This is a genomic window from Lysobacter sp. yr284, assembly GCF_900107375.1.
Classification (GTDB): domain Bacteria; phylum Pseudomonadota; class Gammaproteobacteria; order Xanthomonadales; family Xanthomonadaceae; genus Lysobacter.
Map to the genome: position 1 here is coordinate 1 of NZ_FNPT01000024.1, position 19,666 is coordinate 19,666.

Annotated in this window: 16 protein-coding genes; 9 read left to right on the forward strand and 7 right to left on the reverse strand. The window is 70.3% G+C overall.

Translation table 11 applies throughout. The features are described 5' to 3' along the window. Positions 1–569: 569 nt before the first annotated feature. On the reverse strand, positions 570–1,382 hold the full coding sequence (locus BLV01_RS22065; RefSeq protein ID WP_091805230.1) for an ABC transporter permease: 813 nt from the start codon (positions 1,380–1,382) through the stop codon (positions 570–572). Further along, on the reverse strand, positions 1,379–2,407 hold the full coding sequence (locus BLV01_RS22070; protein ID WP_091805233.1) for an ABC transporter ATP-binding protein: 1,029 nt from the start codon (positions 2,405–2,407) through the stop codon (positions 1,379–1,381). Before BLV01_RS22070 ends, BLV01_RS22065 begins: the two co-directional genes overlap by 4 nt. A 234-nt stretch (positions 2,408–2,641) precedes the next feature. On the opposite strand from BLV01_RS22070, the gene BLV01_RS22075 reads away from it, so the two are divergent. From BLV01_RS22075 to BLV01_RS22090, 4 genes are all read left to right on the forward strand, one after another. Continuing rightward, positions 2,642–3,388, forward strand: a complete 747-nt coding sequence (locus BLV01_RS22075; RefSeq protein WP_091805235.1) for a ferredoxin--NADP reductase — start codon at positions 2,642–2,644, stop codon at positions 3,386–3,388. A gap of 276 nt (positions 3,389–3,664) precedes the next feature. Then, positions 3,665–5,209: an alpha/beta hydrolase gene (locus tag BLV01_RS22080; RefSeq protein ID WP_091805238.1), complete on the forward strand. Its 1,545-nt coding sequence runs from the start codon at positions 3,665–3,667 to the stop codon at positions 5,207–5,209. A gap of 161 nt (positions 5,210–5,370) precedes the next feature. Next, positions 5,371–6,117, forward strand: coding sequence for an ABC transporter ATP-binding protein (locus BLV01_RS22085; RefSeq protein ID WP_091805241.1), 747 nt, complete (start codon positions 5,371–5,373; stop codon positions 6,115–6,117). Beyond that, on the forward strand, positions 6,114–7,301 hold the full coding sequence (locus tag BLV01_RS22090) for an ABC transporter permease (protein ID WP_091805244.1): 1,188 nt from the start codon (positions 6,114–6,116) through the stop codon (positions 7,299–7,301). Before BLV01_RS22085 ends, BLV01_RS22090 begins: the two co-directional genes overlap by 4 nt. 214 nt (positions 7,302–7,515) lie before the next feature. On the opposite strand, the gene BLV01_RS22095 is transcribed toward BLV01_RS22090, so the two are convergent. Beyond that, the gene (locus tag BLV01_RS22095) at positions 7,516–8,556 is read right to left on the reverse strand and encodes an energy transducer TonB (RefSeq protein WP_091805246.1); all 1,041 of its coding nucleotides are present in this window, start codon (positions 8,554–8,556) and stop codon (positions 7,516–7,518) included. A gap of 518 nt (positions 8,557–9,074) precedes the next feature. On the opposite strand from BLV01_RS22095, the gene BLV01_RS22100 reads away from it, so the two are divergent. The 5 genes from BLV01_RS22100 to BLV01_RS22120 all read left to right on the forward strand — a co-directional run bounded on the left by BLV01_RS22100 (position 9,075) and on the right by BLV01_RS22120 (position 15,182). Beyond that, on the forward strand, positions 9,075–10,139 hold the full coding sequence (locus BLV01_RS22100; RefSeq protein ID WP_091805249.1) for an SPFH and helix-turn-helix domain-containing protein: 1,065 nt from the start codon (positions 9,075–9,077) through the stop codon (positions 10,137–10,139). Continuing rightward, on the forward strand, positions 10,139–11,494 hold the full coding sequence (locus BLV01_RS22105; protein WP_091805252.1) for a TFIIB-type zinc ribbon-containing protein: 1,356 nt from the start codon (positions 10,139–10,141) through the stop codon (positions 11,492–11,494). Before BLV01_RS22100 ends, BLV01_RS22105 begins: the two co-directional genes overlap by 1 nt. Positions 11,495–11,822: 328 nt before the next feature. Further along, entirely contained in the window at positions 11,823–13,025 is a 1,203-nt protein-coding gene (locus tag BLV01_RS22110) for an MFS transporter (RefSeq protein ID WP_091805380.1), read from the forward strand. 31 nt (positions 13,026–13,056) lie between these two features. Further along, positions 13,057–13,860 carry a 2,5-didehydrogluconate reductase DkgB gene (gene dkgB / locus BLV01_RS22115; RefSeq protein ID WP_091805255.1) on the forward strand — a complete coding sequence of 268 codons (804 nt, stop codon included), beginning with the start codon at positions 13,057–13,059 and terminating at the stop codon, positions 13,858–13,860. A 221-nt stretch (positions 13,861–14,081) separates the two neighbouring features. Next, positions 14,082–15,182 carry an alkene reductase gene (locus BLV01_RS22120; protein WP_091805258.1) on the forward strand — a complete coding sequence of 367 codons (1,101 nt, stop codon included), beginning with the start codon at positions 14,082–14,084 and terminating at the stop codon, positions 15,180–15,182. Between the two features lie 319 nt (positions 15,183–15,501). Here BLV01_RS22120 and mnmE read toward each other — a convergent pair whose 3' ends face one another. The 4 genes from mnmE to rpmH all read right to left on the reverse strand — a co-directional run bounded on the left by mnmE (position 15,502) and on the right by rpmH (position 19,507). After that, on the reverse strand, positions 15,502–16,872 hold the full coding sequence (gene mnmE / locus BLV01_RS22125) for a tRNA uridine-5-carboxymethylaminomethyl(34) synthesis GTPase MnmE (RefSeq protein WP_091805260.1): 1,371 nt from the start codon (positions 16,870–16,872) through the stop codon (positions 15,502–15,504). A gap of 233 nt (positions 16,873–17,105) precedes the next feature. Beyond that, entirely contained in the window at positions 17,106–18,839 is a 1,734-nt protein-coding gene (gene yidC / locus BLV01_RS22130; protein ID WP_091805263.1) for a membrane protein insertase YidC, read from the reverse strand. Positions 18,840–18,854: 15 nt separating this feature from the next. After that, positions 18,855–19,289 carry a ribonuclease P protein component gene (gene rnpA / locus BLV01_RS22135; protein ID WP_091805266.1) on the reverse strand — a complete coding sequence of 145 codons (435 nt, stop codon included), beginning with the start codon at positions 19,287–19,289 and terminating at the stop codon, positions 18,855–18,857. Positions 19,290–19,366: 77 nt separating this feature from the next. Continuing rightward, complete coding sequence (gene rpmH / locus BLV01_RS22140) at positions 19,367–19,507, reverse strand: 50S ribosomal protein L34 (protein ID WP_027083663.1); 141 nt, start codon at positions 19,505–19,507, stop codon at positions 19,367–19,369. Positions 19,508–19,666: the final 159 nt, after the last annotated feature.

Here is a 19,666-nt window from a genome sequence, read left to right on the forward strand (position 1 = left end):
CGACAATGCAACTACGACGAAACCTTCGCAATCGCTGCGATGGCGCGGTCGCGGCTTGCGCCGCTCCTACAGGGGGCGTGCCGCGGTGGGTTCGGTCTTTGCGTGTTCGTACGCTCGACGACAAGCGAAGATCCAAAGCTTCCGTCCGCAAGCGGCCGGGTCACTTTCTTTGTCCAAAGCAACAAAGAAAGTAACCAAAGAAAGTGCATTCTTTTTTCGAATCAAGAGCCACTAGGTCCAGCACCGGGCGCGGGGCCGCGCCATAAGGGGCATCCTGCCCCATGGCGCGCGCGCGCATCCATGCGCGCGCCCTCCGGGGCTGCGGGCATGTGCTTCACGTGAGGTTGCGTCCGAGCGAACGGCAACGGCAACGGCAACGGCAACGGCAACGGCAACGGCAACGGCAACGGCGAAATAGATTCCGGCTTTTGCCGGAATCTCGATAGGTCGATGCAGTGCGGAGCGATCGCGTTGGCCTGGCCGCAGCTCGCGCCGTTGCCGTCTGCGATACGAATCCAGCCAGGACCTGCAGCGGCGCCGGCGCGAGCCGGCCGCGCCGCCGTTCGGCCTCAGCTGCGCAGGCCGATCCCGCGCTTGAGCAGCCACAAGCCCAGCGACGACAACGCCGCCACGAACGCCAGCATCAGCGCGTAGGCCACCCACGGCGGTACGTCGCTGCTGCCGAGCAGGCCGTAGCGGAATGCGTTGACCATGTAGAAGATCGGGTTGGCGTGGGTCGCCGCTTCGGCCCACGGCGGCAGCAGCTTGACCGAATAGAACACGCCGCCCAGGTAGGTCAGCGGGGTCAGGATGAAGGTCGGCACGATCGCCACGTCGTCGAACTTCTTCGCGTACACCGCGTTGATGAAGCCCGCCAGCGAGAAGATCGTCGCGCCCAGCAGCACGGTGGTGAAGGTCACCAGCGGGTGCGGGATGCGCACCTTGGTGAAGCACATCGCGATCAGCAGCACGATCGCGCCGACCATCAGCCCGCGCAGCACCGCGCCGGCGACGTAGCCCCACAGGATCACCCAGTTCGGCATCGGGCTGACCAGCAGTTCCTCGACGTGGCGGCCGAACTTGGCGCCGAAGAAGCTCGAGGAGATGTTGCCGTAGCTGTTCTGGATCACGCTCATCATCACCAGGCCGGGGACGATGAACTCCATGTAGCTGTAGCCGCCCATGTCGCCGATGCGCGAGCCGATCAGGCCGCCGAAGATCAGGAAGTACAAGGTCATGGTGATCGCCGGCGGCACCAGGGTCTGGCCCCAGATGCGCAGGATGCGGGTGACCTCGCGGCGCACGATGGTGCCCAGCGCGGTCAGGTTGCGGCGCGCCGGCGAAATCTCGGCGCTGCTCGCGGGTTGGATGTCGGTGCTCATGCGGCGCCTCCGGTGGCGGCGGCGGAAGGCTGGGCGATCATGCGCACGAACAGCTCTTCCAGGCGGTTGGACTTGGTGCGCATCGAGCGCACGCGGATGCCGGCTTCGCCGAGCGCGGCGAAGATCCGGTTGAGGTCCATCGCGCGCGGCATTTCCAGGTCCAGGGTGTGGTCGTCGGCGGCGGCCAGGGTCGCGCCTTCGATCTGCGGCAGCGCGGCCGGCAGCGTGCCGTCGATGTCGAGCAGGAAGCCTTCCACGTCGAGCATCGCCAGCAGCGCCTTCATCGGGCCCTGCTGCACGATCCGGCCCTGGTCGATGATCGCCAGGTTGCGGCACAGGCTCTCGGCCTCTTCCAGGTAATGGGTGGTGAGGATGATGGTGGTGCCGGCGGCGTTGATCTCGCGCAGGGTCTTCCACATGCCGCGGCGGATCTCGATGTCGACGCCGGCGGTGGGCTCGTCGAGGATCAGCAGGCGCGGCCGGGTCATCATCGCCCGCGCGATCATCAGCCGGCGCTTCATGCCGCCCGACAGGGTGCGGCTCATCTTGTCGGCCTTGTCCCACAGCTGCGCGCGCTTGAGTTCCTCTTCGGCGCGCGCCAGCGCCTGCTCGCGCGGCACGCCGTAGAAGCCGGCGTAGTTGACCAGGATGTCGAGCGGCTTCTCGAACATGTTGAAGTTGATTTCCTGCGGCACCAGGCCGATCAGGCGCATGGCCTGGTCGCGCCGGCGCTGCAGGTCGGTGCCGAAGATCTCCACCGAGCCCTCGCTGAGGTTGACCAGCGAGCTGACGATGCCGATCAGGGTGGACTTGCCGGCGCCGTTGGGGCCGAGCAGGGCGAAGAAGTCGCCTTCGGCGACGTCCAGGGACACGCCCTTGAGCGCCTGGACCTTGTTGTCGTAGGTCTTGCGCAGCTCGCGCACGCGCAGGGCGGGGACGGCGTCGGCGCGGGCGGGGGCGGCGACCGTGGCGGTGCCGGACGTGGCCGGTCGAGGGCCCGTGGCGGGGGCCGTTAGCTGGGTCATTGCGGGAGGGTCTCGGTCGCTGGCCGCGGGCCTCGCGGCGAATGGCTTAGTATAGGCGGCCGCGCGGCGGCACTCCGGCCACAGACTGTTGCGAATCCCGGATTCGCGCAGCGCCCGGGCGCCGTCCGGCCGGCATTTTGCGCAGACGGGCGCTTCGCCCGCACCCCGGCGCGGCCGGACCCCTTTCCGCGCCCGTCCGGCTCCGGCCGGGGGCCCATCGAGAACCCTGCTGCAATGAAGCAATTCCCGCTCAAGCTCGTCTCGCGCCGCATGCTCGCGCCGACCGTCGGCCACTACGTGTTCCAGCGCGACGACGGCGAGCCGCTGGACTACATCCCCGGGCAGTTCGTCCAGATCCACTTCCAGTACGCCGACGGCACCACGACCAAGCGCAGCTATTCGCTGGCGACCATCCACGACCACGCGCTGGGTCCGGGCGAGGCGGTGGAGATCGCGGTCAGCTACGTGCCCGGCGGCGCCGCCACCGCGCTGTTCGAAGGCCTGGCCGACGGCGAGACGGTCCAGGCCAGCGGCCCGTTCGGCCGCTTCTGCCTGATGCCGGCCGACGCCAACCGCCGCTACCTGCTGATCGCCACCGGCACCGGCGTGACCCCGTACCGGGCGATGCTGCCGCAGTTGGAGCAGCAGATCCGCGAGCGCGGCATCGAGGTGGTGCTGCTGTTCGGCGCGCGCACCCCGGCCGAGCTGTTGTACGGCGACGAGTTCCGCGCCTTCGCCGAGCGCGTGCCGGGCTTCCGCTTCGTGCCGTGCTTCTCGCGCGAGCTGCCGGCGCAGCCGCACGCCGACGTGCGCCACGGCTACGTGCAGCAGTTCATCGACGAATTCGCGCCCGACGGCGCCGGCGACATCGCCTACCTGTGCGGCAATCCGAACATGGTCGATGCGTGTTTCGAGGCGCTCAAGGGCTATGGGCTGCCGGTGCCGCAGATCCGGCGCGAGAAGTACGTCTCGTCCAAGTGAGCCGGCCGGCCGGGGCGTCCCGGCCGACAGAAAACGATCGGGCTTGAAGGCCCTCCCGCCGCAGCCTGGACCGGGCCGGTCCGATGCTGCGGCGGGAGGGCCTGGGCGTTTGTGGCTGGGCCTTCAGGCCCGCCGCTTTCGGCTCCGCTCGCCGCGCCGCGCAAGGCGAAACCCGTCGCCGCAAAAAAAATCCACCCCGAGCGGTCACATTCTTCCCACGACCGTGGTCTGTCATTCTTGCAGGCGCACACCGCCCTGGCGACGAGACCACGGAACATGCCCATCGTTTGCAAGCACCCCCGGCCGCTGCGCGCGGCCTTCGCGTTGATCGCCGCGCTCGCGGCCGCGAGCGTCCTGGCCGGTTGCGACCGCGCCGCCGACGCCCAGGCCGGCGACGGCAGCGCGCCCAAGCGCCGCTACGGCGCGATCGCGTTCGAACCCTGCACCCTGGCCTCGCCGTTCGCCAGCGGCACCATCGCCGCCCAGTGCGCGCGCTTCAAGGTGCCGGAGAACCACGCCGAGCCCAAGGGCAAGCAGATCGAACTCAACCTGGCCTGGCTGCCGCCGACCGACAACGCAGCGGTCGACGACGACCCGGTGTTCTTCCTCGCCGGCGGCCCCGGCCAGGCCGCGGTGGCGAGCTGGCCGTCGGTGGATTCGTCCTTCCGCGACGTGCGCAAGCGCCGCAGCATCGTGCTGGTGGACCAGCGCGGCACCGGCAAGTCCTCGCCGCTGACGTGCGCCGAGGCGGTGCCCGACGACGCCGGCGAGCGCGACGAAGCCGCGATCATGGCCGACTCGCTCGCCGCGGTGCGGCGCTGCGCGCAGAACCTGAAAGTCGACGCGCGCCGCTTCACCACCACCGACGCCATCGCCGACCTCGACGCGGTGCGCGCGGCGATCGGCGCGGCCAAGATCGACTTGGTCGGCGTCTCCTACGGCACCCGCGTCGCCCAGCAGTACGCCGGGCGCTATCCCCAGCACACCCGCGCGGTGGTCCTCGACGGCGTGGTGCCCAACGAACTGGTGCTGGGCACCGAGCACGCGCGCAACCTCGACGCCGCGCTGGCCCAGCAGTTCAAGCTGTGCCAGCAGACTGCGGCCTGCCGCAGCCGTTTCGGCGCCGCCCCGCGCGAGCAGCTGCGCCAGCTGATGGCGCGGCTGCAGGCCGATCCGGTCGAGGTCGACTACCGCGACCCGTCCACCGGCGAGCCCGGCCGCGAACGCGTCACCGCCGGCCACGTGGCGATGCTCACGCGCATGTTCTCCTACCAGCCCGAGGCCGCCTCGCTGCTGCCGCTGGTGCTGTCGGAGGCCGACCAGGGCCGCTACGCGCCGCTGCTGGCGCTGTCGAAGATGATCGGCGGCCAGCTCAGCGAGGAGATCAACTACGGCATGCAGCTGTCGGTGAGTTGCGCCGAGGACGCCGACCTGTTCGTCGCCGACCCGGCCGACAAGGACACCGTGCTCGGCGCGGCGATGACCGACGCGCTCACCGCCCAGTGCAAGGCGTGGCCGACCGGCGCGCGGCCGAAGAACTTCCACGAACCGCTGCGCTCGGACGTGCCGGTGCTGCTGCTGTCGGGCGAACTCGACCCGGTGACCCCGCCGCGCTACGGCGACCAGGTGCTCAAGCACCTGCCCAACGGCCGCCACCTGATCCTGCGCGGCCAGGGCCACAGCACCCTGCGCATCGGCTGCGCGCCGAAGCTGCTCGGCCAGTTCCTGGAGAGCGCCGACGCCAAGAAGCTCGACGCGCGCTGCCTGGACGCGCTGGGCTATGTGCCGCCGTTCGTTTCCTTCAATGGGTGGGAACCGTGAGTTGAAGGCCAGGGAACGAGGAGACCGCGGCGAACGGGGAATGGCGGGATCGGCATGCCTCCGCTACGCGCCCCGCATCGCCCGGCATCGCAGCCGCGATCGCGTCTCCCGGGTTCCCCGAGTCCTTCTTTCCCTTCGCTCCCCTTTCTCTCAAGGCCGCCATGATCACCGCCCACGACCTGCATAAATCCTTCAAGACCAAGACCGGCACCGTCGCCGCCGTGCAAGGCGTCGACTTCGAAGCGCGCGACGGCCAGATCACCGGCCTGCTCGGGCCCAACGGCGCCGGCAAGACCACCACCTTGCGCATGCTCTACACACTGATGCGCCCCGACCGCGGCGAGGTGCGCGTGGACGGCGTCGACGCGGCCAAGGACCCCGCCGCGGTGCGACGCGCGCTGGGCGTGCTGCCCGACGCGCGCGGCGTGTACAAGCGCCTGACCGCGCGCGAGAACATCGCCTACTTCGGCGAACTGCACGGCCTGGGCCGCGCCCAGATCGAACAGCGCACCGCAGCGCTGGCCAAGGCGCTGGACATGGGCGACATCCTCGACCGCCAGACCGAAGGCTTCTCGCAAGGCCAGCGCACCAAGACCGCGATCGCCCGCGCGCTGGTGCACGACCCGCGCAACGTGATCCTGGACGAGCCCACCAACGGCCTGGACGTCATGACCACCCGCGCGATGCGCGGATTCCTGCGCGGACTGCGCGAAGAAGGACGCTGCGTGATCTTCTCCAGCCACATCATGCAAGAGGTCGCCGCGCTGTGCGACCGCATCGTGATCATCGCCAAGGGCCAGGTCGTCGCCGCCGGCACCGCCGACGAACTGCGCGCGCACACCGGCGAGGACAACCTGGAAGACGCCTTCGTCAAGGCGATCGGCAGCGACGAGGGCCTGCACGCATGAAGACCCACGCCTTCGCCGCTTTCTGGTCGGTGGTGCGCAAGGAACTGCGCGACATCTCGCGCGACCGCCGCACCCTCGCCATCACCCTGCTGATGGGCCCGCTGCTGTATCCGCTGCTGATGCTGGGCATGGGCTCGCTGGCCGAGAACCGCGCCCGCACCCAGCTCGACAGCGCGCTCAAGGTGCCGGTGCGCGGCGCCGAGCACGCGCCGAACCTGATCAAGTTCCTGGCCACCCAGAACATCGTCGCCGTGCCCGCGCCCAGAGACATGGACGCGGCGGTGCGCGACCAGGACCACGACGTCGGCCTGATCGTCTCGGCCGACTTCGCCAAGGACTGGAAGGCCGGGCAACCGGCGCTGGTGGAGATCGTCCAGGACAGCACCCGCCGCGACGCCGACATCCCGGCGCGGCGCCTGCACGCGGCGCTGGAGGGCTACAGCCGCCAGGTCGGCGCGCTGCGGCTGCTGGCGCGCGGGATCTCGGCCAACGTGGTCCAGCCGGTCAACGTCGCCGACCGCGACGTCGCCACCGCCGAGGCCAAGCGCGGGCTGGTGCTGTCGGCCTTGCTGCCGTACCTGCTGATCATGACTTCCTTCGCCGGCGGCGCGTTCTTGATCATCGACGCCACCGCCGGCGAGCGCGAACGGCAATCGCTGGAGCCGCTGCTGGCCACGCCGGCGCCGCGCTCGGCGATCGTCAGCGGCAAGATCGCCGCGGCCTGCGTGCTGGGATTGTTCTCGCTGCTGCTGACCCTGCTCGCGTTCAAGCTCAGCGCGCAGATGAGCAGCGGGATCGGACGCATGCTCGACGTCAGCCTGTACTCGATCGGCAAGATGCTGCTGATCCTGCTGCCGATGTCGTTCATCGGCACCGCGCTGCTGACCTATCTGTCGGCCGCGGCCAAGAGCCTGAAGGAAGCGCAGAGCCACGTGACCTGGCTGATGCTGCTGCCGCTACTGCCGACCTTCGTGCTGATGGTCAATCCGCTCAAGACCCAGCTGTGGCAGTTCGCAGTCCCGTTCCTGGCGCAGAACCAGTTGCTGCTCAAGGTGATCCGCGGCGAAGCCATCGACGGCCGGACCTGGGCGATGTACCTGGCCTGCGGCTTCGGCCTGGCGGCGCTGCTGTGGATCGCGGCGGTGCGGCGCTACCACAACGAGCGGCTGGCGATTTCGGGCTGATCCGTCGCGGGCCTGCTGTGCGGGCCTGCTGCCCAGGCCCGCTGCAGGCCTCCTGTGGGAGGGCCTTCAGGCCCGACGCTCTTCGATCCGATCGCCGCGACCTGAAACAAAAGCATCGGGCCTGAAGGCCCTCCCACAAAAGCAGGCCTTCTCCCAAGAAAAAGCCCGGCGTGCGCCGGGCTTTTTCGTTTCGCTTCGGTGCCGCCCGCGGCGATCAACCGCCCGGGTTGAACCCGATCGTGCGGCGCGTGGTGACCGGCGCGGCCACCGGCTGGAAACGCCACTTGCGCACCGCGTTGACCGCTTCGCGGTCGAACACGCGCGGCGGGTTGGCGCGGACCACGCGCGCGGCGGTGACCGAGCCGTCGGTGCCGACGGTGAACTCGACCTGGACCTCGCCGGAGGTGCCGGCGCGCAGCGCGTCGGGCGGGTAGCGCGGGGCCGGGGTCGAGACCGCACGCAGTTCGCTCGGCGCGGCGGCCGGGGCGCTCGGCGCGGCCGGCGCCGGGGCCGGACGTTCCGGCGCGGCGGCCGGCGCGGCGGCGCGCTGCTCGGCCGCACGCTGTTCGGCGGCGCGTTGCTCGGCCGCGCGCTGGGTCGCGGCCTGGCGCTCGGCGGCCTGCTGGGTCGCCAGCTGCTGCGCGGCCTGCTGCTGCTGTTGCTGCTGCTGGGCCAGGCGCTGCTTCTCCAGCTCGGCCTGCTTGCGCGCCTGGTCCTCGGCGGTGAGCTTTTCCTGCTCGGCGCGCTTGGTCACCGCCAGCTGGGCGGCGCCGATGGAGGCCTTGAGCCGGGCCAGGGCCGGGTGCTGCGGGTCGGCGCGTTCGATCAGCGCCGACAGGCGCTGGGCTTCGCTGAAATCCTCGCGGCCGATGCTCTGCTCGGTAGCGATCACCGTCATCGGCAGCAGGTCGGTCAGGGCGCTGGAGGCGACCGCATCGGCCGGCGCCTTCTCGCGCAGGGCCAGGTAGTACTCCACCGCATTGTCTTCGGCCGGCGCGTACAGGCGGTTTTCCGCGTACGCCTTGCGCGCGGCATCGCGCAACTGGTCCACCGTCAGGGCCGAGACCTTGGCCGAAACGGCGTTGCTCGCATTCACCGCCGGCGCGGCGGCGTTCGGCGCGGCCTGCTCCGGCGCGGCCGGGGCGGCTTCTTCTTTCTTACCGCAGGCCGCCAGCGCGCATCCGAGCGCGAAAACGGCGGACACCTGCTTCACAGCGGACAGCCGGCTGTAATGCCGGTCGTTATTGGCGATCATCGATAAAAGCTCCCCTGAAGTACGCGAGTCCCCGTCCGATACGGGGCCGGGCGCACGCCGGATAGAACGCGCCAGCGAGCCGCGTTTGTCAAGCATTCAGGTTGCCGCGGCCCCCGCGATGGGCGTCAGGGGCCGAGTGTGCCATCCATCGCGGGGCGCACCGATACCGGGTGTGTCGGTTCGCGGCGGCGCGCGCGACCGTCGCCACAGTTCTCGCGCTTGCTCGCGGCCCGCGGCGGTACCTTGTGCGGCCGCGGATGGACGCCGCGCGGCCGCGGCGCGAACGGGCATGGAATCGATGTGGTTCGACGCCGCATCGGCCCGGCCTCGCACGCCGCCTGGCGTGGCGGCGCGGCACCGCCCGGCGCCGGCCGGGCCGACGCCGGGCCGACCGCCGCGACCGCCATCGCGCCGCCCCGGCAGCCGCGTCCGGGCACCGGCGGGCGCGAGCGCATGCGGCGCGCGAACCGGCTGTCTTAGAATCGGCCGCACCACAGGCAGGAAGCGGGAGCGGCACCATGAGCATTCTGGGTTTCATCAAGGGCGAACTGCTGGAGATCATCGAGTGGACCGATGACTCGCGCGACACCCTCTCCTACCGCTATCCGGACGACGACAAGGAGATCAAGAACGGCGCGCAGCTGATCGTGCGCGAGTCGCAGCAGGTCCAGTTCGTCGCCGCCGGCCAGTACGCCGACCTGTTCGGCCCCGGCAAGCACACCCTCAAGACCGAGAACATCCCGGTCCTGTCGACGATCCTGGGTTGGAAGTACGGCTTCGATTCGCCGTTCAAGTGCGATGTCTACTTCCTCAACACCCGTTTGTTCACCGGCAACAAGTGGGGCACCGCCAACCCGGTGATGATGCGCGACGCCGACTTCGGCGTGGTCCGCCTGCGCGCGTTCGGCACCTACGATTTCCGCATCGTCGACCCGCCCCGGTTCCTGCGCGAAGTGGCCGGCACCGACCAGAATTTCCGCCTCGACGAATTCGCCGACACCATGCGTTCGCGCATCGTCAGCGTGTTCACCGAGGCCCTGGCGACCGCCAAGGTGCCGGCGCTGGACGTGGCCTCGCGCTACAGCGAACTCGGCGACGCGCTGCTGCCGGTGATCAACCCGGCGATGACCTCCAAGTACGGCATCGAGATCACCTCGTTCGTGCTGGAGAACGTGTCGGTGCCGCCGGACGTGGAGAAGGCCATCGACGCGCGTTCGAGCATGAGCGCGGTCGGCAACCTCAACGACTACGTCAAGTTCCAGATGGGCAGCGCGATGGGCCAGGGCGGCGACGCCTCGGCCGCGGTGCCGGCGCAGATGGCGGTCGGCTTCGGCATCGCCCAGGAAATGATGCGCGGCATGCAGGGCGCGCCGCAGGCTGCGGCGCCCGCCGCGGCGGCCGCGGACGCCGCGCCGGCCGGCGCCGGGCTGGAAGTGCTCACGCCCGAGCAGGCCGCCGGCGCGCTCGGCGTTTCGGTCGAGGACGTGATGGCGGCGATCGCCGCCGGCGACCTCAAGGCGCGCAAGATCGGCAACGCGACCCGCATCGCCAAGTCCGCGCTCGAAGAATTCCTGCGCGGCTGATGGACAACGCCACCGTCGGCAAGCGTCCCTGCCCCGAATGCGGCGGCGACCTGCAATGGAATGCGGCCAAGCAGGCGCTGGCCTGCCCGTACTGCGGCACGGTGGTGCCGCTGGCGCAGGCGCCGCAGGGCGCCGGCGACGGCAGCGCGCAGATCGTCGAACACGATCTGGAGCAGGCGCTGGCGCGGCTGCCGCCCGAATCCGCGCGCACTGACGCGGCGGCCGCGAGCGCGGCCGCCGCGCAGGACCCCGACCTCGCCGCGATCCACGCCACCATCGAGCGGCTGGCGCGCACGTCCGGCGGCGCGCCGGTCGGCGCCAGCAGCTGGAGCGTGAAGGCCAGCAGCCCGAGCGGCGAGTTCGAGCTCAAGGGCTCGCGCAACGGCGGCGCGATCGACCTGCTGCACAGCATGGCCGCGACCCCGCCCGAGCAGCGCGGCTACGGCGCGCAGCGGCGCGAGGTGCAGTGCCAGAGCTGCCACGCGATCTCGGTGTTCGTCGACGGCAAGGTCGCCGACCGCTGCGAGTTCTGCGGCTCGCCCTCGATCATCGACCACGAGTCGCTCGGCGATGCGATCACCCCGGAAAGCCTGCTGCCGTTCAAGGTCAGCGACGGCCAGGTGCGCGAGGCGATCCGCAAGTGGTACGGCACCCGCTGGTTCGCGCCGAACCGGCTCAAGACCGCGGCGCTGACCGATACGCTCAAGGGCGTGTACCTGCCGTACTGGACCTTCGACGCCGACGTGTCCGCGCGCTGGACCGCCGAGGCCGGGCATTACTACTACGTCACCGAGAGCTACACCGAGAACGGCGAGCGCAAGACCCGCGAGGTGCGCAAGGTCCGCTGGGAGCCGGCCTCGGGCGCGCTGCAGCTGTTCTTCAACGACGAGCTGGTGCCCGGCACGGTCGGCGTGCACGCGGACCTGCTGCAGAAGATCGGCGACTTCCCCACCGCCACCGACCTTTCGCCGTACTCGCCGGAGTTCGTGCGCGGCTGGACCGTGGAGCGCTACCAGGTGGACCTGCGCCAGGCCGCCCAGCGCGGCGAGGCGCAGATGCGCGAACGCACCCGCGACGCCTGCTCGGCGGAGGTCCCCGGCGACACCCAGCGCAACCTGCAGGTCGACGCGACCCTGAGCCGGCGCACTTTCAAGCACGTGCTGGTGCCGGTGTGGCTGGTCAGCTACACCTACGGCTCGCGCAACTATCAGGTGCTGGCCAACGGCTACACCGGCGCGCTGGCCGGCGAGCGGCCCTACAGCTGGGTCAAGATCTTCTTCGCCGCGCTGTTCGCGGCGGTCGTTCTGTTCGGCGGGCTGCTGCTGGTGATGGCGGTCGACGCCGCCAAGGGCTGAACCCGCCCCGGCCCCGGACTTGTCCACAGGTCAGGGGCCATCGCCGCGCGCCGGCACGCGGCGGCGGTGGCCGCAATTGCCCCGGCTTTTATCCACAGCCTGCCCGGGTCGGCCGCACCCGGCGCATTCCCGCGCCGGGCAAGGCTTCGGCGCCGGCGCGCGGGCCGCGGAAACGACGGCCCGCGGGCGTTATCCACAAGCGGCTGGGGCTAAATATTTGACTTGAAGTCAAATGTAATTCGCCGAAAACCATATTTTTCGGCAAGGACGACCGGCCGACACTGCGCATCGCGAATCGCCGAATCCCTCGGCCCCCCGGATGCCCGCCATGCCCCTCGCCCTGTTGGCCCTGACCCTCGGCGCCTTCGCCATCGGCACCACCGAGTTCGTCATCGTCGGCCTGATCCCCACCCTGGCCGCCGATCTGCGCGTCGACCTGCCCTCGGCCGGCCTGCTGGTCAGCCTGTACGCGCTGGCGGTCGCGATCGGCGCACCGCTGCTGACCGCCCTGACCGCGCGGGTCCCGCGCAAGGCGCTGCTGGTCGGCCTGATGGCCTTGTTCACCGTCGGCAACGTGGTCGCCTGGCTGGCGCCGGGCTACGCCACCTTGATCGTCGCGCGCGTGCTCACCGGCCTGGCCCACGGCGTGTTCTTCTCGGTCGGCTCGATCATCGCCACCGGCCTGGTGTCGAAGGACAAGGCCGCCAGCGCCATCGCCACCATGTTCAGCGGCATGACCGTGGCCTTCGTCACCGGCATCCCGCTGGGCACCTTCCTCGGCCAGCACTTCGGTTGGCGTTCGACCTTCCTCGCCGTCGCCGGCTTCGGCCTGATCGCGCTGGTCGGCAGCGCACTGTTCGTGCCGCGGCGAATCGCCCACGCCGCACCGGCGCCGCTGCGCCAGCAGGCGGCGCTGCTGCTGCAGCCGCGCCTGCTGCTGGTCTACGCGATGACCGCGGTCGGCTACGGCGGCTCGCTGATCGCCTTCACCTTCCTCGCCCCGATCCTGCAGGACATCGCCGGCCTGAGCCCGAATTTGGTCGGCGCAGTGCTGCTGGCCTACGGCGTGTCGGTCGCGGTCGGCAACGTCTGGGGCGGACGCCTGGCCGACCGCCAGGGCCCGGTGAAGGCGCTCAAGACCATCTTCGCCCTGCTCGCCGCGGTGTTGCTGGCGCTGACCTTCACCGCGCACAGCCCGTGGTTGGTGGTACTCACAGCGCTGGCCTGGGGCGCGGTCGCGTTCGGCAACGTGCCCGGCCTGCAGGTGTATGTGGTCAAGCAGGCGCAGCGCTACGCGCCGCAGGCGGTCGACACCGCCGCCGGTTTCAACATCGCCGCGTTCAACCTCGGCGTCGCCGGCGGCGCCTGGGCCGGCGGCCAGGTCGTCGCCCGCCTCGGCTTGGCGCACACGCCGTGGATCGCCGCGCTGGTGGTGTTCGCCGCGTTCGGCCTGACCGCGCTCAGCGGCCGCCTGGATCGCCGCGACGGCCTCGTCGACCGCGGCGACGGCATCGCCGTCGCCGCGCACTGATTCGTTCCCCTCGTTTTCCGGAGATATCCACATGAACGTCCCCGCCTTCGGCCTCGGCACCTTCCGCCTCAAGGACCAGACCGTCATCGATTCCGTCCGCACCGGCCTGGAACTGGGCTACCGCGCCATCGACACCGCGCAGATCTACGGCAACGAAGCGCAAGTCGGCCAGGCCCTCGCCGACAGCGGCGTGGCGCGTGGCGAGGTGTACCTCACCACCAAGATCTGGATCGACAACCTCCCGCGCGAACGGCTGATTCCCAGCCTGCGCGAAAGCCTCGCCAAGCTGCGCAGCGACTATGTCGACCTGACCCTGATCCACTGGCCCTCGCCGAACGACGCGGTGGCCGTGGACGAATTCATGGCCGCGCTGCTGCAAGCCAAGCGCGACGGCCTGACCCGCGCGATCGGCGTGTCCAACTTCACCATCGACCTGATGCAGCGCGCGATCGCCGCGGTCGGCGCCGACGAGATCGCCACCAACCAGGTCGAGCTGCATCCGTACCTGCAGAACCGCAAGCTCGCGCAGTTCGCGCGCGACGCCGGCATCGGCCTGACCTCGTACATGACCCTGGCCTACGGCAAGGTGTTGAACGATCCGACGCTTGTGGATATCGCCGGCAAACATCGCGCCACGCCGGCGCAGGTGGCGTTGGCGTGGGCGATGCAGTCGGGTTACGCGGTGATTCCGTCTTCGACCAAGCGCGAGAACCTGGCCGGCAATCTGCTCGCGGTTTCGCTGCGGTTGGACGATGAGGATATGCAGCGCATCGCGGCGCTGGATCGCGGCGAGCGCTTGACCGATCCGGACGGTTTGGCGCCGGCGTGGGATTGAGGCGGCTGCGCAGCCGTTGAGTTTTCGCGGTCGCGACTCGCGTCGCTCCTACGCGAGCCGCGGCCGCTACGCGATCTCCCTGTAGGAGCGACGCGAGTCGCGACCGCCATCGCGCACGTTCGCCCCGCAACCTCACCCACGCAACACAACATCGGCGCCGCGACGCCTACCCACGCGCGCGCCGCGTCCCACATCGTCCTCAACTCCCGCGAGATTCCCCCATGTTGTTCACCCCGCACCGCATCGGCGCCCTCGACGTCCCCAACCGCATCGTCATGCCGCCGATGACCCGCTCGCGCGCCGGCCGCGGCGAAGTCGCCACCGAACTGATGGCGCAGTACTACGCCCAGCGCGCCGGCGCCGGCCTGATCGTCAGCGAAGGCACCCAGATCAGCCGCCAGGGCCAGGGCTACGCCTGGACGCCCGGCATCCACACGCCCGCGCAAGTCGCCGGCTGGCGCCGCGTCACCGACGCCGTGCACGCCGCCGGCGGACGCATCTTCGCCCAGCTCTGGCACGTCGGCCGCGTCTCCCACGTCGCCCTGCAGGACGGCGGCGCCGCGCCGGTGTCGTCGTCGGCGCTGGTGGCCGAAGGTGTCAAGGTGTTCGTCGACCTCGACGGCCGCGGCCCGGAAGCCGGCGTCGGCGACATGGTCCAACACTCCGCCCCGCGCGCACTGCGCCTGGACGAAATCCCCGCCATCGTCGCCGACTACGCCCAGGCCGCGCGCAACGCCATCGTCGCCGGCTTCGACGGCATCGAACTGCACGGCGCCAACGGCTACCTGATCAACCAGTTCATCGACTCGCAGGCCAACGCGCGCGAGGACGCCTACGGCGGCTCGCTGCGCAACCGCCTGCGCTTCCTGCGCGAAGTCGCACAGGCCGTCAGCGACGCCATCGGCGCCGACCGCGTCGGCGTGCGCCTGGCGCCGCTGACCACGCTGCAGGGCGCGGTCGACGACACCCCGCAAGCGACCTACCTGGCCGCAGCGAAGCTGCTCGACGAGATCGGCGTCGCCTACCTGCACATCGCCGAAGCCGACTGGGACGACGCCCCCGGCATGCCCGATGCCTTCCGCGAAGCGTTGCGGCTGATCTACCGCGGCACGTTGATCTACTCGGGCAAATACACCAAGGCGCGCGCCGAGGACGCATTGGCGCGCGGCTGGGCCGACCTGATCGGCTTCGGCCGGCCGTTCATCGCCAACCCGGATCTGCCGTATCGGCTGCAACACGATGTGCCGTTGAGCGAAGGCGATCGCTCGCGCTATTTCGGCGGCGGCGCGGAAGGCTACACGGACTATCCGCGGGCGGCTTAGTCGCCACCGAGCGACTGTACGAGCGACGCAAGTCGCGACTGCGATACCGCAATACGACGCAACTGTGATGACGCGGTCGCGGCTCGCGCCGCTCCTACAGGTAGGTCACCAAGATCGTCGCGATCTTGAAGGCAGGATCATCGTGTTCGTTTTATCCACAGCCTTGCGCCGCTTCAACGCAGCGACTGTAGGAGCGACGCAAGTCGCGACCGCGACACCACGCTTGCGAAGCAACTTCAGCGATAAGGTCGCGGCCTAACATCGCTTCTGCAATGAGACCACTCGCGGCTCGCGCTGCCGAACGGCGCGCATGCCGGCCTCACTTGCCGATGCAAAAGCTCGAAAAGATATGCCCGAGCAGATCGTCTGCGCGCACCCGCCCGGTGATCTCGCCTAGCGCGTCGTGCGCCTGCCGCAAAGCTTCGGCAGCGAGGTCGAGCATCTCGTGGTCGAGCTGCGCGCGCGCCTCGCTCAGTTCTTCGCCGGCACGGATCAGCGCATCCACGTGCCGCGCCCGCGCCGTGAACGCGCCTTCCATCGCTTCGCCCGCGTCGCCCTGCGCCAGCGCGCGCAAACGCGCATGCAGCGCATCCAGTCCCGCGCCGGTCTGCGCGGACACGAACACGCGATCCTCGCCGCCGACATCGGCCGGGCCCGGCGAGTCGTAGTCCGATTCGAGCAGATCGATCTTGTTGTAGACGAACAACCGCGCCGGCACCGGCGCGATCGCATCGGCGACCGCGGCCAGGCCGCCGTGCGGGTCGCGCGCGTCGAGCACGACGATGGCGAGGTCGGCGCGGTCGAGTTCGCCGCGCGCGCGGCGCATGCCTTCGCGTTCGATCGCGTCGCCGCCGTCGCGCAGGCCGGCGGTGTCGACCAGGGTCAGTTCGACGCCGTCGAGCTTGATCGTCTCGTGCAGCAGGTCGCGGGTGGTGCCGGCGATGTCGGTGACGATCGCGCGCTCGCTGCCGGCCAAGGCGTTCAACAGCGAACTCTTGCCGGCGTTGGGCGGGCCGACGATCACCGCATGCAAACCGTCGCGCAGGCGGCGGCCGCGTTCGGCCGCGGCGAGCAAATCGTCCAGCGCGCGCGCGGCGCCGGCGAGGCGCTCGCGCAGGGCGCCGCCGCCGAGGGTGTCGATGGGTTCATCGGCGAAGTCGATCGCCGCTTCCACGTGCACGCGCACCGCCAGCAAGTCGCCGGCGAGCGCTTCGACCCGGCGCGAGAACTCGCCATCGAGGGCGCGCCGCGCCGCCCGCGCCGCGCGCGCGTCGGCGGCTGCGATCAGGTCGGCGACGGCCTCGGCCTGGGCCAGGTCGAGCCGGCCTTCCAGGAATGCGCGTTCGCTGAACTCGCCCGGCCGCGCGCGGCGCGCGCCCAGCGCGCAGGCGCGTGCGAGCAGTTCTTCGAGCAGGGCCGGACCGCCGTGCGCCTGCAGCTCGGCCACGTCCTCGCCGGTGTAGCTGGCCGGCGCGGCGAAGTAGAGCGCGATGCCGTCGTCGAGGGTGTCGCCGGCCGCGTCAGTGAAGCGCACGTAATGCGCGTGGCGCGGCTGCAGCGTACGGCCGCTCATGGCTTCGGCGATCGCGCGCGCGTTCGCGCCGGACAGGCGCACGATGCCGACGCCGCCGGCGCCGGGCGCGGTGGCGATGGCGGCGATGGTGTCGCGGGCGGGCGCGGAGGGGGTCATGGGCGAATGATAGTGGCTGGCCCGGGTTGGGGATAACTCTGCTCTTGTAGGAGGGGCTTCAGCCCCGACGCCTTCGGCTCAGGTCGCGGCGATCTGGAACAAAGGCGTCGGGACTGAAGTCCCTCCCACAAGAGGCTGGCCGTCCTTGCGGTGCAGCCCGCGACTTATCCCCAAGAACGCAAAAGCCCGCCTTGCGGCGGGCTTCGCGGAACCGATCCGGCCAGGCCGAACGGTTACTTGTCCTTGCCGCCACCGCCGCCGGCCGCGTTGTCCTCGGCGTAGCGCTTGGTGGTGATCCACTGCTGCAGCAGGCCCAGGCCGCCGTTGGCGACTTGGTACAGCACCAGGCCGGCCGGCAGGAACGCCAGGATCACGCCGAACACCAGCGGCATGAACTGCATCATCTTCTGCTGGGTCGGGTCCATGCCGGTCATCGGGGTCAGCTTCTGCGTCGCCCACATGATCGCGATGTTGCACAGCGGCAGCACGAAGAACGGATCGCGCGAGGTCAGGTCGTGGATCCACAGCGTCCACGGCGCGTGGCGCAGCTCGACCGACTCGGCCAGCATCCAGTACAGCGTCATGAAGATGATGATGCTCGGCAACACCGGCAGGCAGCCGCCGACCGGGTTGATCTTCTCCTTCTTGTACAGCTCCATCAGCGCCATCTGGAACTTCTGCTTGTCGTCGCCGTAGCGCTCCTTGAGCTGGGCGACGCGCGGCTGGAACTTGCGCATCTTCGCCTGCGACTTGTACTGCGCCGCCGACAGCGGATACAGCGCCAGCTTCAGCAGCACCACCAGGCCGATGATCGCCCAGCCCCAGTTGCCGAACAGGCCGTGCAGTTTGTCGAGCAGCCAGAACAGGCCGTTGGCCAGGGTGGCGAAGATCGAGTAGCTGCTGAAGTCGACCGCGCGGTCCAGGCCCTGCACCTTCTGCGCCTCGATCGCCTTGACCAGCTTCGGGCCGACCCACAGGCGTGCCTCGGTGCTGGCGTTCTGGCCCGGGGCGAGATTGACGCCGGGGCCGAGGTCGCGGATCAGGTACTGCGGCGCGCCGCCGGCGTTGAGCTGCTCCAGCGAGAACTGGCCCGAGTCCTTCTCGCCCGGGATCCAGGCGGCGAAGAAGTGGTGCTGCAGCATCGCGATCCAGCCGCCGGTCACCTGCTTGTTGAGGTTGCCGTCGGCGCTGAACTTGTCGAACTTGCGCTTCTCGTACTTGTCGGTCGGGCTGTACCACGCCGCGCCCTGGAAGCTGTACTGCTCGGGGCTGAAGGGCCCCTTGCGCGCTAGTTCGCGCGGCACGCGGCTGAGCTGGCGGTAGATGTAGCCCTGCCACGGCGCGGCGCCGGCGTTGGCGACGTCGTCGCGCACCTTGATGACGTAGTCGCCGCGGCGGAAGGTGTAGGTGCGGGTGATGGTCACGCCGTTGGCGCCGGTCCACACGAACGGCACCGCGATGTCCTTGGCGCCGTCGGCGAGCTTGAGCTCGCGCGAATCGCCGGCGTAGCGGAAGCCCGAGGCGTGGGTCGGCGCGCCGCCGCTCTGGCTGACCCAGCCGCTCTGGGCGACGAAGTACAGGGTGGAGTCGTTGGCCAGCAGCCGCATCGGCGGGCTGTTCGGCTCGGTGCCGACCGGATAGCGCAGCAGGTCGGCTTCGCTGATCTCGCCGCCGTGCAGGATCACCCGGAACACGTCGGTGCTGACCACCACCGGCGCGTCGCTGGCCGGGACGGCGCTGGCGCCGGGCGTCGCGCCGGGGACCGGCGGCGCGGCCGAAGGCGCGGCGGGCGCGCCCGGTACGCCGGGCGGCGTGGCCAGGCCGGCGGCGCTGGGCACGCTGTTGGCCGGGGCGACCACGGTCGGCGGCGCGGCCGGCGGCGCCGACTTCTCCTTGCCCCACTCCATCCACAGCAGGGTCGCCACCATCAGCCAGGCGAGGATCAGGAAAGCACGGGTCTGGTTCATGGGCAGCAGGCGGGCTCAGCCGGGACCGGGGTCCGGCAGGGGGTGAGAAGGGGAAGCGGCCGGCATTGTGCCGGGGGCCGCAGTCTCGGGCAATGCGAGCGCGTTCCGGGCGCCGGCGCGCTTGAGCAGACTGTGGAACGCCGCGCGGAGTTCCTCGCCCGAGAGCTTGGACGCGCCGGGACGCGCGACCAGCACATAGTCGCCCGGCGCCAGGTCGGCGCGCAGGTGGCGGAAGGCATCGCGGAAGACGCGCTTGATGCGGTTGCGGCCGACCGCGTTGGGATCGACCTTGCGCGAGACCGCCAGTCCCAGCCGCGCCGGAATGGCGGCATCGGCCTGGAAATGCAACGCGAGCACGGGCAGCGCCACGCGCCGTCCATGCTTGAAGATGCGGTCGAAATCGGAGCGCGCGCGTACCCGCGCGGTGCGCGGGAAGCGGGACGAATTCATTGCAGGCGGGCGGCCGCGCGGTGCGGGATCATCCGGGCCGGAGCCGGGAACGATCGCGACGCAGCGGCCAGCGACGCTTAGGCGGTCAGGCGCTTGCGGCCCTTGGCGCGACGACGGGCGAGGATCTTGCGGCCGTCGGCGGTCGCCATGCGGGCACGGAAACCGTGGTCGCGCTTGCGCTTGAGGTTGCTGGGCTGGTAGGTGCGCTTGGTGGCCATGACAGGCTCGCAAAGGTAACGACGAAAGTGGACCGCCGATTCTAGCGGCGCACCCGAGTCAGGGTCAAGCCTTTGTTCCGCCTGACATTGCCGATCCGCGACGCGTGCCGCCAAAGCGGCGAGGGACAGCCTGTGCACGAGCTGTGCATGAACCTGTGG

Bases quoted from the DNA above. Each gene is read 5' to 3' on its own strand.
- BLV01_RS22085 (WP_091805241.1), top strand. From the start codon at position 5,371: ATGATCACCGCCCACGACCTGCATAAATCCTTCAAGACCAAGACCGGC.
- mnmE (WP_091805260.1), bottom strand. From the start codon at position 16,872: ATGACCCCCTCCGCGCCCGCCCGCGACACCATCGCCGCCATCGCCACC.
- yidC (WP_091805263.1), bottom strand. From the start codon at position 18,839: ATGAACCAGACCCGTGCTTTCCTGATCCTCGCCTGGCTGATGGTGGCG.
- dkgB (WP_091805255.1), top strand. From the start codon at position 13,057: ATGAACGTCCCCGCCTTCGGCCTCGGCACCTTCCGCCTCAAGGACCAG.
- BLV01_RS22095 (WP_091805246.1), bottom strand. From the start codon at position 8,556: ATGATCGCCAATAACGACCGGCATTACAGCCGGCTGTCCGCTGTGAAG.
- BLV01_RS22065 (WP_091805230.1), bottom strand. From the start codon at position 1,382: ATGAGCACCGACATCCAACCCGCGAGCAGCGCCGAGATTTCGCCGGCG.
- BLV01_RS22110 (WP_091805380.1), top strand. From the start codon at position 11,823: ATGCCCCTCGCCCTGTTGGCCCTGACCCTCGGCGCCTTCGCCATCGGC.
- BLV01_RS22100 (WP_091805249.1), top strand. From the start codon at position 9,075: ATGAGCATTCTGGGTTTCATCAAGGGCGAACTGCTGGAGATCATCGAG.
- rnpA (WP_091805266.1), bottom strand. From the start codon at position 19,289: ATGAATTCGTCCCGCTTCCCGCGCACCGCGCGGGTACGCGCGCGCTCC.
- BLV01_RS22105 (WP_091805252.1), top strand. From the start codon at position 10,139: ATGGACAACGCCACCGTCGGCAAGCGTCCCTGCCCCGAATGCGGCGGC.
- BLV01_RS22090 (WP_091805244.1), top strand. From the start codon at position 6,114: ATGAAGACCCACGCCTTCGCCGCTTTCTGGTCGGTGGTGCGCAAGGAA.
- BLV01_RS22120 (WP_091805258.1), top strand. From the start codon at position 14,082: ATGTTGTTCACCCCGCACCGCATCGGCGCCCTCGACGTCCCCAACCGC.
- BLV01_RS22075 (WP_091805235.1), top strand. From the start codon at position 2,642: ATGAAGCAATTCCCGCTCAAGCTCGTCTCGCGCCGCATGCTCGCGCCG.
- rpmH (WP_027083663.1), bottom strand. From the start codon at position 19,507: ATGGCCACCAAGCGCACCTACCAGCCCAGCAACCTCAAGCGCAAGCGC.
- BLV01_RS22070 (WP_091805233.1), bottom strand. From the start codon at position 2,407: ATGACCCAGCTAACGGCCCCCGCCACGGGCCCTCGACCGGCCACGTCC.
- BLV01_RS22080 (WP_091805238.1), top strand. From the start codon at position 3,665: ATGCCCATCGTTTGCAAGCACCCCCGGCCGCTGCGCGCGGCCTTCGCG.